This window comes from Litorilinea aerophila, assembly GCF_006569185.2.
Taxonomy (GTDB): domain Bacteria; phylum Chloroflexota; class Anaerolineae; order Caldilineales; family Caldilineaceae; genus Litorilinea; species Litorilinea aerophila.
The window spans coordinates 24981-40636 of record NZ_VIGC02000002.1; the positions used below are offsets into that span (position 1 = coordinate 24981).

7 protein-coding genes are annotated in these 15656 nt (G+C 68.2%); 6 read left to right on the top strand and 1 reads right to left on the bottom strand.

The window, feature by feature from the left end:
- Positions 1-51: 51 nt before the first annotated feature.
- Complete coding sequence (locus tag FKZ61_RS01435; RefSeq protein WP_141608290.1) at positions 52-1803, top strand: ABC transporter substrate-binding protein; 1752 nt, start codon at positions 52-54, stop codon at positions 1801-1803.
- A 27-nt stretch (positions 1804-1830) separates the two neighbouring features.
- Here FKZ61_RS01435 and FKZ61_RS01440 read toward each other — a convergent pair whose 3' ends face one another.
- Positions 1831-3603 carry an SLC13 family permease gene (locus tag FKZ61_RS01440; protein ID WP_141608291.1) on the bottom strand — a complete coding sequence of 591 codons (1773 nt, stop codon included), beginning with the start codon at positions 3601-3603 and terminating at the stop codon, positions 1831-1833.
- 331 nt (positions 3604-3934) lie between these two features.
- On the opposite strand from FKZ61_RS01440, the gene FKZ61_RS01445 reads away from it, so the two are divergent.
- From FKZ61_RS01445 to FKZ61_RS01465, 5 genes are all read left to right on the top strand, one after another.
- The gene (locus tag FKZ61_RS01445) at positions 3935-5950 is read left to right on the top strand and encodes a YjhG/YagF family D-xylonate dehydratase (RefSeq protein ID WP_141608491.1); all 2016 of its coding nucleotides are present in this window, start codon (positions 3935-3937) and stop codon (positions 5948-5950) included.
- Positions 5951-5954: 4 nt separating this feature from the next.
- A complete protein-coding gene (locus FKZ61_RS01450) occupies positions 5955-7001 on the top strand; it encodes an Ldh family oxidoreductase (protein ID WP_141608292.1) in 1047 nt (348 codons plus the stop codon).
- Between the two features lie 77 nt (positions 7002-7078).
- Positions 7079-10735, top strand: a complete 3657-nt coding sequence (locus FKZ61_RS01455; protein WP_141608293.1) for an SH3 domain-containing protein — start codon at positions 7079-7081, stop codon at positions 10733-10735.
- Between the two features lie 294 nt (positions 10736-11029).
- Complete coding sequence (locus tag FKZ61_RS01460; RefSeq protein WP_141608294.1) at positions 11030-12787, top strand: Rieske (2Fe-2S) protein; 1758 nt, start codon at positions 11030-11032, stop codon at positions 12785-12787.
- Between the two features lie 572 nt (positions 12788-13359).
- A complete protein-coding gene (locus FKZ61_RS01465) occupies positions 13360-15612 on the top strand; it encodes a S8 family serine peptidase (protein WP_170199058.1) in 2253 nt (750 codons plus the stop codon).
- Positions 15613-15656 lie beyond the last annotated feature (44 nt).

Genomic DNA, 15656 nt, shown 5'->3' on the forward strand with positions numbered 1-15656 from the left:
CCCGGCGCCCTGTCCGCTTTTGGTTTCGCTCTCGGTAAGGGACGATTGCCCATGGTGCAGTCCCGTTCTCCATCCCTGCCCCCCACTTCCCCGGCAGTCTCCATCGGCAGGCACCTGCGCTGGCAGGTGATCTTGGCCCTGGCCGGCATCCTGAGCCTGGCCTTGCTGCTGGGCTACTCCACCTACCAGGTGGAGACGGTCCTGGTGCCCGACCGGGGAGGCGTCTTTCGCGAGGGCATCGCCGGGCGGCCCCAGTATCTCAACCCCCTCCTCTGCAATGTGACAGAAGCCGATCAAGACCTCTGTGGCCTGCTCTATCGGGGCCTGACCCGCATCGACAAGCGGGGCCGGGCCGTGCCCGACCTGGCATCCGGCTGGACCATCACCGACGACGTCCTCTACACCTTCCGCCTGAAGCCCGACCAGTACTGGCATGACGGCCAGCCCATCACTGCCGACGACGTCCTGTTCACCGTCGGGATCCTCCAGTCGCCGGATCTCCTCAACCTGCCAGACCTGGCCAGCCTGTGGCGGTCCGTCCAGGTGGAGAAGGTGGACGACCTGACCGTGCGCTTCCAGTTGAGTGAACCCTTTACGCCGTTCCTGGACTACACGGCTATCGGCCTGCTGCCCCGTCACGTGTGGGGCCAGGTACCGCCGGCTCAACTGGCCACCATGGCCCTGACCAGTTCGCCCATCGGCAGCGGGCCCCTGCAGGTGGCCCAGATCGACACCGATCACATCCGGCTGGAACCAAGCCCCTACGCCGGTGGCAACCGCCCCTACATTGCGGCCCTGGAGTTCCACTTCTACCCGGATCACGCCAACCTGCTGACCGCTTACCTGAACGACGAAATTGATGGCATCAGCCAGATCCTGCCCCAGGATCTGCCGGTGGCCACGGCCCAGCCCGACCTGCAGCTCTTTTCCGCTGTGCAATCGGAATACCTGAGCGTGGTCTTCAACCTGGCCAATCCGGATGTGCCCTTTTTCCAGGAGAAAGAGGTACGCCAGGCCCTCTTCTACGGCCTGGACCGCCAACGCCTGGTGGACGAAGTGGCGGCTGGCCAGGGTGTTGTGGCCCATAGCCCCTTCCTGCCTGAAAGCTGGGCCTACGACCCGGCCATCCCCCACTACCCCTACGATCCCGTCCGGGCCAGCCAACTGCTGGATGCAGCCGGCTGGGTGGACAGCGACGGCGACGGCATCCGGGACAAGGATGGGCAGCCCTTCCGCTTCCTTCTCTACACCAACGACGACGACCTGCGCACCCGCCTGGCCGAACGCATCGCCGCGGACTGGCGGGCCCTGGGGATAGACGCCCAGCCCACGCCCGTGACCTTTGCCGGGCTGGTCACAGACTTCCTGACCCCCCGCCGCTTCGATGCCGCGCTCATCGGCTGGGACCTGACGGGCGATCCCGACCCGTATCCCCTCTGGCACAGCACCCAGGCCGAAGGCGGCGGCCAGAACTACAGCGGTTGGGCCAACGAGGAGGCCGACACCCTCATGGAACAGGGCCGGGCCATCGTCAACGAGGAGGAGCGCCGGGCGCTCTATGTCCGTTTTCAGCAGCTCTTCGCCGACGAACTGCCGGCCTTGCCCCTCTATTACCCGGTCTACACCTATGGCGTGAGCAGTCGGGTGCACAACGTCCAGATCGGCGCCCTGGCCCATCCATCAGAACGCTTTGCCACCTTCGCCGAATGGTACATCCTCACCCGGCGGGTCCCCGCCAACCAGGTGCCGGCCACCCTGCCGGCCACGCCGCCCGCGGCCGGGCCGACGCCCCTTTCCCCGTGAACCGGCACAGGTCAGCGTTTCTTTCCTTCACAGCCCCCAGAAGAGCCAGATGAACACCGGTGTGGTGAGGGCCAGGACCAGGTTCAGCAGCGCGCCCACCCGGAAGAAGTCCAGGAATTTATAGCCGCCCGGCCCGTACACCATGGTGTTGGTCTGGTAGCCGATGGGGGTCATGAAACTGGTGGAGGCGGCAAACATGATGGCCAGGATGAAGGCGGACGGCCGCAGCCCCAACGCGGTGGCCGTGGCCCCGGCAATGGGCGCCAGGACCACCACGGTCGCATTGTTGGAGATGAACTCGGTGAGCAGGGCCGCGGCCGCGTAGAAGATCATCAACATGAACAGGGGCGAGACCGAGCCCGCCAGCTGCACCGCCAGATCGGCGACCCACTGGGCGGCTCCAGTACGCTCCAGCGCCAGCCCCAGGGGCAACACCCCCGCCAGCAGAAAGATCACATCCCAGCGGATGGACTCGTGGATCTCGTTCACCTTCAGACAGCCGGCCAACACGGTCAAGACGCTGCCCACCATGGCCGTCACCAGGATGGGGACGCCCATGCCGGCTACCCCGACCACCCCCAGGATGATGCCCAGGGCGATGGGGATCTTTTCCCGGCGGAAGGTAGCCAACGGCGCCTGCTCGGTGACGATGAAGGCCGGCTCCCGTTTGAGCTGCTCCAGGGCATAGGGAGTGCCGTGCAACAACAGCGCGTCCCCAAGCTCCAGGGAGACGCTGCTCAGCCGTTCGTGGAGCACCCGGCCATGCTTGCGGATGGCCACCACGGAGCAGTTGAAGCGGTTGCGAAAGTTGGTACTCTCCAGGGTGCCGCCGATGAGGTCGGAACCGGGCCCCACCACCACCTCCAACAGGCCCATCTCCTGGCCCTTCTCGTCCGGCAGGTCCGGGGTGATGGAAATGCCTTTGATGCCCTGGATGTGCAGCAACTGGTTGCTGTTGGCCTGCACCAGCAGAACATCCCCCGCCTGGAGCACCGTATCCCCGTGCAGGGGCGCCAGATGTTGCTCCCCCCGGATGATGTCCAGCACCTGCACATCCACCTGACGGCTGAGCTGGCTTTCGGCCAGGGAACGGCCCACCAGGGGCGAGCCGGGCAGGATCCGGATCTCGGCCAGGTAGGCCTTCAGCTGGTAGCTGTCCGCCACGCTCTGGCCGGCCTGGCGCTCGGGCAGGAGCCGATGGCCGATCAGCACAAAGTAGAGCAGCCCCACGGCAAAGACCAAAAGGCCGATCAGGGTGAAATCGAACATGCCGAAGCCCCCGTATCCCTGGGCCGCGGCCACCGAGCTGGCCAGGATGTTGGTGGAGGTGCCGATCAGGGTGATAACGCCGCCCAACTGGGCCCCAAAGGAAAGGGGAATCAGCAGCTTGGACGGCGCCCGTTTCTGCTCCCTGGCCAGGGTCATGACCATGGGCAGGAGGATGGCCACCGTGGCCGTGTTGTTGAGGAAAGCAGAGATGCCGCCCACCACCAGCATCATGCTCACCAGCTGACGGCGCTCTCCCCGCCCCATCAGGGGGCTAAGCCAGCCGGCCAGCCAGTTGATCACCCCGGTGCGGGCAATGGCGCCGCTGAGGATGAACATGGCCAGGATGGTCACCGTGGCCGGGTTGCCGAAGCCGCCCACCACCTCGGCCACCGTCAGCCCCAGAAACGGCCCCAAGACCAGCATCACAGCCAGGATCATCAGGGCTACCAACTCCACCGGAAAGCGTTCCGAGGCAAACAAGACCAGCGCCCCCAAAAGCAGGGCAAAAGCAACAGCCATTTCCAGGGTCATATCGGTCTACCTGCTTCCAGTTCCTCTTACAAGTTGAAACGCACCTGGGGTGTATCAGCCGATGATTTCAATCATCGGCCCAAGGCAGGCCCCGGTCTCATGCCGCGCTCCCCCCTGTGTCGCGGCGGTGACAGAGCGAAGATTGCCCGTGATTCTAACACATCCAACAGACGGATGTTGGACCGCTTCTCGACGTGCGCTGCCATCCTCCAGCGGGGCCATCCGCCGGGCCGCCCGCCCCAGACAGCCGGCCACCTTTGCGGAAGCGCGACGATTGGGGCAAAATAAAAACAGGAACAACCACCCGGACACTCACGAGGTCACCATGAAGATGGACAACACATCCGACGGCTTCCCGGAGCTCTCCATCGAAGCCGAAGATCCCTCCGCCTACCAGATCCAGACCCATGCCCCGGGGCCCGATGGCCGCCTGCCCCTGGACGAGGACTTTCTGCGCCACGCGCCCAGCGGCGACATCTTTGGCCTGAGCCAGGACGCCGGCATGGGCTGGGATCCGGCCCGCCTGCGCCGGCCGGAATTCCTCATCCTCAGCACCCAGGGCGGCATCCGCGCCCCCGACGGCACGCCCATCGCCCTGGGCTACCACACCGGCCACTGGGAAGTGGGCCTGCTCATGCAGGCCGCGGCCGAAGAGTTCGCCCGCCGGGGCACCATCCCCTTCGCCGGCTTTGTCACCGACCCGTGCGACGGCCGCACCCAGGGCACCCTGGGGATGATGGATAGCCTCCCCTACCGCAACGACGCGGCCGTGGTCCTGCGCCGCCTGATCCGCTCCCTGCCCACCCGCCGGGGCGTGATGGGCGTGGCCACCTGCGACAAGGGGCTGCCCGCCATGATGCTGGCCCTGGCCGCCCAGCGGGAGCTGCCCACCGTGTTGGTGCCCGGCGGCGTCACCCTGCCGCCCACCCACGGCGAGGATGCCGGCAAGATCCAGACCATCGGCGTGCGCTTCGCCCACGGCGAGATCACCCTGGAAGAGGCGGCCGAACTGGGCTGTCACTCCTGCGCTTCGCCCGGCGGCGGCTGCCAGTTCCTGGGCACGGCGGCCACCAGCCAGGTGGTGGCCGAAGCCCTGGGCCTGACCCTGGTCCACGCCGCGCTGGCGCCTTCGGGCCAGCCCATCTGGCTGGACATGGCCCGGCGCTCGGCCCAGGCCCTCATCCGCCTCTACCAGGCCGGCCTCACCACCGCAGACATCCTCACCGAGGACGCCGTCCACAACGCCATGGTGGTCCATGCCGCGTTTGGCGGCAGCACCAACCTCCTCCTGCACCTGCCCGCGGTGGCCCACGCGGCCGGCCTGCGGCGGCCCACGGTGGAAGACTGGACCCGCATCAACCGCCAGGTGCCCCGCCTGGTGGATGTCCTGCCCAACGGCCCGGTGGGCCACCCCACGGTGCGGGTCTTCCTGGCGGGCGGCGTCCCCGAAGTGATGCTCCACCTGCGGGACCTGGGCCTGCTGCGCCTGGACGTCCGCACGGTTCACAACCGCCCCCTGGGGGAGCTGCTGGAAGCCTGGGAGCGCAGCGAACGACGCAAGCGCCTGCGGGAACACCTCTTCCAGGCGGACGGCGTGGATCCCGACGACGTCATCATGGCACCCCGCCGAGCCCGGGAGCGGGGCCTGACCAGCACCGTCACCTTCCCCCGGGGCAACCTGGCGCCGGAAGGTTCCGTGGTCAAGAGCACGGCCATCGATCCCAGCGTGTTGGATGCCGACGGCGTCTACCGCAAGGTGGGGCCGGCCCGGGTCTTCACCAGCGAGCGGGAGGCCATTGCCGCCATCAAGGGACAGACGGACAACCCCATCCGCCCCGGCGACATCATCGTGCTCATGGGCCGCGGCCCCCTGGGCTGCGGCATGGAGGAGACCTACCAGCTGACGGCCGCGCTCAAGTACCTGAAGTGGGGCAAGGAAGTGGCCCTGGTGACCGACGCCCGCTTCAGCGGCGTCAGCACCGGCGCCTGCATCGGCCATGTGGGGCCGGAAGGGCTGGCCGGCGGCCCCATCGGCCGGGTGCGAGAGGGCGATCTCATCCAGATCGTCATCGACACGGTGAAGCTGGAAGGCTCCATCGACCTGGTGGGCCATGACGGCCGGCGCTACAGCCCAGAAGAGGGCGCTGCAGTCCTGGCCCAGCGCACTCCCAACCCGGCCATGGCCAGTGACCCCCGCCTGCCGGACGACACCCGCCTGTGGGCGGCTCTCCAGAACGCCAGCGGCGGCACCTGGGGCGGCTGTGTCTACGACGTGGATCGGATTATCGAACTGCTGGAAGCCGGGCGCCAGGCCCTGGCCCAGCGCCAGATGGCCCCGGAGGGTTGACGCCATGCCCACAATTTCAGCCCAAACCCTGACCGACTGGGTCGGCCAGATTTTCCATGCCGCCGGCGCGCCGGAGGAGGTGGCCCACCTGGTGGCCCGCTCCCTGGTGGAAAGCGATTTGGCCGGCCACGACTCCCACGGCGTGGTTCGGGTGCGCCAGTATCTGGACAGCATCGAGCGGGGGGATCTGGATCCCCAGGCCCGGCCTGTTTTGGTTTCGGACCACGGAGCCATCTGCCTGGTGGACGCGCGCCGGGGGTTTGGCCAGGTGGCCGCCCGATGGGCCATGGAACAGGGCATGGCCAAAGCCCGGGCCCATGGCCTGGCCGCCGCGGGCCTCTTCAACTGTGGCCACGTGGGCCGGCTGGGCGAATGGGTCCAGATGGCGGCCGACGGGGGCCTGATCGCCCTGGCCTTCTGCAACGGCGGCGGCATCACCGGCGCGGTGGCGCCCTTCGGCGGTGCGGCCCGGCTGCTGGGCACCAACCCCATCGCCGCCGCCGTCCCCCTGGGGGACCGGCCGCCCCTGGTGCTGGACTTTGCCACCAGCGCCGTGGCCGAGGGCAAGGTCCGGGTGGCCCGCAACCGGGGCCAGACCATCCCCGAAGGCTGGATCCTGGACGCCCAGGGCCATCCGACCACCGACCCCAACGCGCTGTACAACGGCGGCATGTTGTTGCCCACAGCCGGCCACAAGGGCTATGCCCTCTCCCTGCTGGTGGAGATGCTGGGCGGCCTGCTCACGGGCAACGGCTCCCCCGCCCTGGGTGGCCACTACCGGCCCGGCAACGGCGTCCTCTTCCTGCTCCTCAACGTGGACGCCTTCCGCCCCCTGGCCGACTTCCTGGTCGACAGCGCTGCCCTGGCCGCGCGCACCAAGGCCGTTCCGCCCGCACCCGGCTTCCAGGAAGTCCTGTTGCCCGGCGAGCCGGAACAGCGCATCGCAGCCCAGCGCCGGGCCCAGGGGATCTCCCTGGATGAAGCCACCTGGCAGCTGCTGTGCCAGGCCGCGCAGTCGCTGGGCGTGGCCGTGCCACCGCTGCCGGCCTGAGGCCGAATCCGTTGGGTGCCTGTATCACCCGCCCGACCGGGCACGCCAGCACAGGCGCCCCAGAAAGTGAGGAACCGATGCCCGCCCGACCCCTTCGCCGCTTGATTCCATGGCTCGTGGCCGCCCTGCTGGTGGCCGCATGCAACCGCCAACCCGCCCAACAGTCCCAACTGGATGTGGCCGTGGCCGTGGCGCTGACCCAGACCGCGGCCGCCCTGACCCAGGAGCCCTCCGCCCCGCCGGCGGAGACGCCATCGCCCGCCGCAACGGTAACCCCGGCCCCGTCCCCGGCCGCCCAGGCGTCGCCGGCAGCCAACGACGCCCCCCTGCTGCCCGCGCCCCTCTACTTCATCGGCGAGAACGGGCAGATCATGCGTCTGGAGGTGGACGGCACCACCCTCACCCAGATCACCAACGAGGCAGAGCCGGTGACAGACTTTGACCTCTCCCCCTACGGCTCCGGGGCCCTCCCACGCCTGGTCTACGTGAGCGGCAACGCCCTGATTGAGTCCAACGGCGCCGGCACCAGCCGCATCGTCAAGGTGCAGGGTGAGCCCCTGACCGGACAGGAAGACCAGATCGTGCGGGAGATCCGCTCTCCACGGTTTTCGCCCGATGGCACCCGGATCGCCTACGGCCTCAACGGCGTCCACCTGATCCCCGCCGGCGCTGCCACCGCCCAGACCACCCCGGTGCAGACCATCCGCCCCAGCGACCCCTTCCCCACGCCCGGCAGCGAGCGCAGCGGTCCGCCGCCTCGCTTCTTCTGGCCCCTCTCCTGGTCCCCCGATGGCAGCCGCCTGCTCCTCCAGTACGTCTACTACCCGGAAGGGGGCGGGCTGGCCATCCAGGAGCTGGAGAGCGGCACCCTGGTGGAGGTGGGGAATTTCAGCGGCTTCCCCTGTTGCCAGCCTTCCTGGAGTCAGGATGGTCGCTCCATCTTCGTGGTGGACCAGGTCTTCGGCGAGCCGGTGGCTCACCTCTGGCGGATCGACGCAGCCACCGGCGGCGGTGTCCAGCTGGTGGCCGGTGAGCCCCTGACGCCGGGGGATCCTTTCCGCCAGTTCAGCGCACCGCACCAGACGGCTGCAGGCGAGCTGCTGGCCTTCGTCAGCCAGACAGCTCCCAACACCCAGCCCGCCGGTCTCTTCACCCTGCACCGGGTCGTCCTCCAGGACGTGGGCGCCGAGCTGGTGCCCCTGCGGGACGACGCCCACACGGCTGAGGATGTGGCGTGGGCGCCAGACGACAGCGGCGTTGCCCTGGTCCACATCACCGAACGGGGCGCCCCGCCCTTCACCGGCTCCCTGATCTGGCTGCCGGTGGACGGCTCCCCCGCGGTGACGTTGCCCGCGCGCGGCCACAGACCCCAGTGGGCGCCCCAGCCAGGGGAGCAGGCGGGGGCAACCGACGCCGCAGCCGAGCTGGAGGCGCTGGCCGCCCAGGCGTTGGGGCTGACGCCGCCCACCGGCGACCAGGTATCTCCCTTCGGCGGCATCGAAGGCGTGCGGGCCTTCCGGCTGGAGGGCCCCACCAGCCCGGAGCTGTGGGTGGCCCACACCTACGGCATCCGCAGCTTTGATCCAGAGCAGCATCACACCATCCTGATCTACGCGCGCCACGACGACGGCTGGCAGGAGCTGGCGCGGCTGGAGCTGACCAGCGGCCAGGAGGGAATCGAGCCCAGCCCGGACTACCTGGGCGGCACGCCGGGAGCGTCCAGCGTGCGTCAGGTCTTCGTCACGCCCACGGTGGATGGGCTCCCCATCTGGCTCCAGGTGGCCGGGGGCGTGGGCGCCCACGGCGGCACTTTCCACCTGCTGCGCTTTGACGGCAGCCGCCTCCAGGTGGAGGCGTTCCACTTCAGCGCCAGCCCCGGCGCCGGGGAGCTGGCCGACCTGGACGGCGATGGCACGCAGGAAGTGCTGCTGAACCAGACGGAATATTATGTCTTCTGCTACGCCTGTGGTGTGCGCCGGGTGGAGTATGCCGTCCTGCGCTGGGATGGCAGCCGCATGGTACCCGTCACCCTCCAGCCCTTGCCCGACGACGCCCCGGCCAGCCTGCGTGACCTCAACGACCGGGCCATCCAACTGGCCCAGGCGGGGCTGTGGAAGGATGCCCTGGCCGTGCTGGAGGAGGCCGAGGCCCTGTCTCTGACAGATCCCAGCGGCAACTTTGCCTGGAATGCCCGGCTGATTCGCCTCAACGGCCAGGCCAGACAGGCTGTCCTCCAGGACGAGCACCAGGCGTATCCCCTGCTGGAAGAGATTTTCTTCGGCGATTACGACGCGGCCCTGGCGATCATGCGGGCCTACACCGTCCAGGAACTCTTCGCCACCCCCTCCCCCCTGGTGGTGGGCACGGTGGCCGAAGGGTGGGAGGAAGCCCTGGCCGACTGGGTGATCAGCAGTGCCAACGCGGCCCTGAAGGCGAAGCCGGATCTTGCTGCAGCCTACTTCCTGCGGGGGTGGGCGAAGCTGTTGACCGCGCCGCCGGACGACGAGGAGGCCCTGGCCGACCTGGCCCAGGCAGCCCAACTGGCCCCGGACGAGCCCCTCTTCAGCCAGAGCCTGGCCTACCTCTCCGGCTCGGCCACATCCGCCCCGGCGGCAACCGTGCAGCCAACGCCCTCGCCGACCGCCGCCCTGCTGACGGCCCTGGCCGCGGTCAACGTTCGAGCCGGGCCGGGCACCGAGTACGCCATCGTGGGGACCCTGCCTGCCCAGGCCACCGCGCCGGTCACCGGGCGGGCCCAACCCGATGGCCAGCCCTGGTGGCAGATCGTCTACCCCCCGGACGGCACCGGCCGGGGCTGGGTCACCGGCGCGCCGGAGCTGACCCAGGTCCAGGATGGGGACCAGGTGCCGCTGGCCGAGGTGCCGCCCACACCGGCGCCCGAGGCCCGGGCCCAACCGCGCGCCGGCAGCGGCGGCCTGCTCTTCTATTCCGCCACCGATGGGGATGGCCGGCACCACATCTACGCGCTTCGGCCCACCACAGGCGCGGCCCCCACCTTGCTGGTGCCCGATGCCGTCCAGCCGGCCCTCCAGCCGGGCGGCCAGCGGCTGGCCTTCCGCAGCACCCGCAACGACTCCCTGGGGCTGGGTGGATTTGACCTGGATACCGAGCTGCGGGTGCGCTTCTCCGCCAACCTGGAAGACAGCCTGCCCCGCTGGAACCCGGCCGGGAACCGGCTGGTCTTTGCCAGCAACCGGGAGGGCGACCGCAAGTGGCGGCTCTACCTGACCTGGGCCGACGACAACTTCGACGTGACCGTCCTGGGTTTCGGCCAGGATCCAGACTGGCATCCCAGCCAGGATCAGATTGTCTTCAAGGGCTGCGACGACACTGGCGCCCACTGTGGCCTGTGGACCATGAACATCGACGGCAGCGGACGCCAGCCCCTGACCGACATCCCGTCGGATTCCCGCCCCCGCTGGACGCCCGACGGCTCCGCCGTGATCTTCATGAGCCAGGAGCGGGACGGCAACTGGGAGCTGTACCGCCTGGAGGTGGCCAGCGGCGCGGTCACCCGCCTGACCACCGATCCGGCCCTGGACGGCCTGCCCGCCGTCAGCCCGGACGGCCAGCAGGTGGCCTTCCTGAGCAACCGGGGCGATGGGTGGGGGATCTGGGTCATGCCGGCCCGGGGTGGTCCAGCCCGGCAACTGGTGACGCTGGATGGCAACCTGCCCGACTGGCTGCTCCACGGCCTGGATTGGCCCCGCTAGTAAATCCCGGCAGAAATTCGCCGATAGCTTCTACCAGAGGGAGCGCGCCCAGAGGGCACCCGGAATTTCTGCCGTGGTATGTACGCCAGACTGTACCAGCACCGACATCCGTTGGGGGCTGCACCCGGTGGGTCCAATGCCCACGCGGTTAACCCTGTACCAAAGGACAGGTCCACCCTGATCGTTTCCCGGAAGCAGGTGGACGTTGGGCTGTGCTACCATCCGGTGGCCGGGCATTCCCGAGCCGGCCATGCTCCGCCGTCCACTTGTATCTGGATTCCACAGGAGGTTTGTATGGCACAGAACGAAGCCCGTTTCGTCCGCGTGGCAACGCTGCAGGAGCTGCAGTCCCGGGGCTACATGACCGTGCAGCTCAACGGCAACACCGTGGCCCTCTTCTACCATCAAGATCGGGTGTACGCGGTGGACAACCGTTGTCCCCACATGGGTTTTCCGCTGGATCGGGGCACCGTGCGGGATGGCATCCTGACCTGCCACTGGCACCATGCCCGCTTCGACCTGGCCAGCGGCGGCACCTTCGACCAGTGGGCCGACGATGTGCGTAAGTTCCCGGTGGAAGTGCGGGATGGCGCCATCTGGGTGGACGTGGCCCCCCACATGGACGTGGTGGCCCATCAACAGGAGCGCCTGCGGGTCGGCCTGGAACGCAACATCTCCCTGGTGATCGGCAAGGCGGTCCTGACCCTGCTGGAAGAGGGCCGTTCCCCGGTAGAACCGTTTCGGACCGGGCTGGAATTCGGCGCCCGATACCGGGAGATGGGCTGGGGGCAGGGGTTGACCATGCTCGTCTGTTTCATGAACCTGCTGCCCGTGCTGGAGACCGAAGATCGCCCCCGGGCCCTGTTCCACGGGCTCGCGGCGGTGGCCCAGGACACCGCTGGCCACGCGCCCCGCTTCACCGTCCCCCCCCTGCCCGACGACAACGCCGATCTGGCCACCCTCAAACGCTGGTTCCGCCAGTTCATCGAAGTGCGGGATGCCGAGGGGGCAGAGCGGTGCATCGTCTCGGCCGTGCGCGCCGGCGCCGACCACCGCCAGATGGCGGACATGCTCTTCGCCGCGGTGACGGACCACCGCTACATCAGCACCGGGCACCCGGCCGATTTCACCAACAAGGCGCTGGAAGCCCTGGACCTGGCGGGCTGGGAACTGGCGGAGCCGGTCCTGACCAGCCTGGTACGCGGCTATGCCGACGCCAGCCGCATGGAGGAATCCAACGCCTGGCGCTACCCCATCGACCTGGTGCAGATCCTGGAACACAGCTTCGACCACCTGCCCGAGGCCCTGGAGGTGGGGCAGGTGCGCCGGCAAAATGGGCGCATGGCGCTGCCCACCCGGGACGAGCTGGTGGCCGTGCTCCTGGACGACGATCCCCAGGCCAGTGCCGACGCCCTGCTGGACGCCCTGCGCCGGGGCATGGCGCCCGATGCGCTGGCCGGCGTGGTGACCTATGCCGCCGCCCTGCGCATCGCCCGCTTCCACACCAGCAACGAGTTCGGCGACTGGGACACCGCGCTCCACACCTTCACCTTTGCCAACGCCATCCAACAGGGGTTGCGGCGTGCTCCTTCGCCGGAGCTGGCCCGGGGTATCTTCGACGCGGCCATGAGCGTCTACCTGGACCGCTTCCTGAACATCCCGCCGGCCCGCATCCCCGCCCTCAATGGGCAGAGGCCGACACAGCCACCAGCCCTGTCGGAGCTGACCGCCCTGTTGGATCGACAGCAGCAGGTAAACCAGGCGGCCCAGTGGGTGGCCGAGTATCTTGCCAGCGGTGGGTCGTTGCCCCCCCTGTTGGCCCAGATGGGTCGCCTGCTGCTGCGAGAAGATCGGGACTTCCACACCATCCAGACCATGGAAGCGGCTTTCCGCCAGGTCTCCCAGACGGACGACCCCACCCTCCAGGGCCACTTCCTCATCGCGGCCATTCGCTACCTGGCGGCCCATTCGCCCACGGTCCGTTCCCAGGGCCAGACCTATCAGATTGCCTACCGGCTGCACAAGGGGGAACGCATCTTCGAAGAAGCCTGACGCCCGGCCCTGGCCCCTACGCCTCCAGCGGCTCCGGCCCGCCCATCCCTCCAGGGCGGTGCCGGGGCCGCTGCCACGTCTTCACCCCAGATTCATCCCTCCCAAAGATCCGATAAGTTTGACCACCGGACAAACGACGTAAGAGCTCGAACATCCGATCCAGCCCCTTTGTCCGGGCACCGGTCGGTCGCCTGCCCGATGCGCCCCCAGGTCTGGGTGTGGTAGGGTACTGGCTGAAGTCCAAAGGTTCGAGAAAATTTTGAAAAGATAGTGACAGGTTACACCCCCTGAGAGCCGTTGTAATATCTATGTGAAGCTATGAAACGGGCAGTCTCTGCAGGGGATAGGGATTCGATGTCTGGGATGCTGTTTCGAACAAAGGTGAAGCGGTATCCCGGCTGGTGGAAGTGCAACACACCCCAATTCCTCCGAGGGGGCCTCTGTCCTCCTGGCGGCGATTCCATCGACCCGGCAACGGGTTGTTTTTATATCCGGGCTTTGGGAATCCGCCATGGAAATGTCTGGTTCGCAGACCATACACCTGGCAAGGCATGAAGAAGAGGAGTAGACCATTGGGGACAAGTAAACGGCTGGAAGCGCAGGCGGAAGCGTTGATGACACCCACCCTGGCCCGGCCAGGCGGGATGATTGGCATCCTCCTGCTCCTGGCGGGGCTTCTGTTTGGGACGCCGGCCACGACGGCCGTGGCTGCCCCAGCCACGCCCCCGCCCCAGCAGGAGCCGAACCGTCTGATCGTGAAATTCCGGCCTGGTGCGGACGGCCCCACCATCGGCCAGTCCCCGGGCGTGGTAGAACGGGTGGAGCCGCTGGCCGGGGTAGGGGCGCAGCTGGTGCAGACGGCGCCCGGCCGCCTGGAGGAAGTCTACGCCAGCCTGGCCAACGACCCGGATGTCCTCTATGTCTATCCCGATTACGTGATCCAGCCCGCCAGCCTGCCCAACGATCCTGACTTCAGCCAGGCCCAGTGGGGCCCCCAACAGATTCAGGCGCCGGCAGCCTGGGATTACAGCACCGGCGAAGGGGTGGTGATCGCGGTGGTGGACTCGGGCGTGGACCCCGGCCACCCGGACCTGCGCGATCGGCTGCTGCCCGGCTACAACATCTACGACGATAATACCGACACATCCGACCGCTGTGGCCATGGCACCCACGTGGCGGGCATTGCCGCGGCCACCGCCAACAACGGCATCGGCATCGCCGGCATCGCCCCCAACGCCCAGATCCTGCCGGTGAAAGTGCTCAACGACGTCTGCATGGGCAGTTACAGCCGCCTGATCCGGGGCATCATCTACGCGGTGGACCACGGCGCCCGGATTATCGTCATCACCTCGGGCGGCACAGGGGAGAGCCCGCCCCTCCAGGACGCGCTGGTCTACGCCCGCAATCAGGGGGCGCTGGTGGTGGCGGCTGCCGGCAACTACAACACCGACGAGCCCTTCTATCCGGGCAGCTACCCAGAGGCCCTCACCGTGGCCGGCACAGCCCAGGAGGACAGCCGATATGGCTATTCCAACTTCGGCCAGCAGATTGACCTCTCCGCGCCGGCTGTGAACATCTACAGCACCTTCTGGCGCAGCAACAGCGGCTCTACCTACAGCTATCTCACCGGGACTTCCATGGCCGCGCCCCACGTGGCCGGCGTGGCTGCGCTGGTGTGGGCCCTCAACCCGGCCTTGAGCGCCGAGGCCGTGGAGGCGATCCTGACCCAAAATGCTGACGACCTGGGGCCGACAGGCTGGGATGTCTACTACGGCCACGGGCGGGTCAACGCCCTGCGCGCCGTCCAGGCGACCAGCCCCCGGCCGCTCCACGTGGCGGACCTCCAGGGCACCGTGACAGCCGGAAGCGATCAATGGTCGGCCCAGGTTGCCGTCACCGTCCACGACGCCCTGGGCTACCCGGTCCGCGACGTGGCCGTCAACGCCGAATGGAGCGCCGGCACCATCGCCACCAGCCAGTGCCGCACCGACGGCCAGGGCCAGTGCACTGTGACCAGCGGCGCCCTCCCCGGCGACCTGTACCAGGTTACCCTCACGGTGACGGGGCTTCGTTCACCCGATGGGTTCCAGGAGAACAACCGGGAGGCCACCCTGAGGGACAATCCCGGGGAGGATCGGCTGACCCTGGCGTCGCCGTTCCCCAACCCGGCAACCCTGCTCCATGTGGGCGGCCTCCAAATTCGCTACCAGAAGCACTACACTCACTGGGCTGCGACCGCACGGGTAACAGTCTACGACGGCACGGAAACCCCCGTGGCCGACGTCACGGTGGAGGCCCAGTGGCAGGGGGATGACATCCAGACGAGCTCCTGCGTAACCGACAGCCAGGGGCAGTGCACCCTCCAGAGCGCGGCGTACCCCTGGGACGCCGCGCCCCTGGAGCTGACCGTGACCGACCTGCGCCGGGATGGCTATCAGTTCGATCCAGGTGCGGCCCACGACCTGACCGCCACCAGTGGGCTGATGCCCGCCGTCACCCGCCTCCAGGCATACGACGCCGTTCCCCAGGAAGACGGGGTGATCATCCACTGGCGGGTGGTCCAGCCGGCGGATGTGGTCGACTTTCACGCCTACCGGTCCCACAGCGCCCAGTTCGACACCGCCCAGCCCGTTCCGGTGGCGCTGTTGGCCACCGACGCCGCGAGTGAGAGCCTCTACAGCATGGTCGACCAGACCGTGGAGCCCGGGAACACATACTATTACTGGCTGGTAGAGATTGGCGAGCAGGGGGAAGGGGCGGCCATTGGGCCGGTGGCGGTGAACGTGCCGGGCTACGCCATCTTCCTGCCCGTTGTCCGCCGCTAGGGAAAGCGGGCGAGACCCCGGCATCCTCGTCCGTCTGGGAGGCC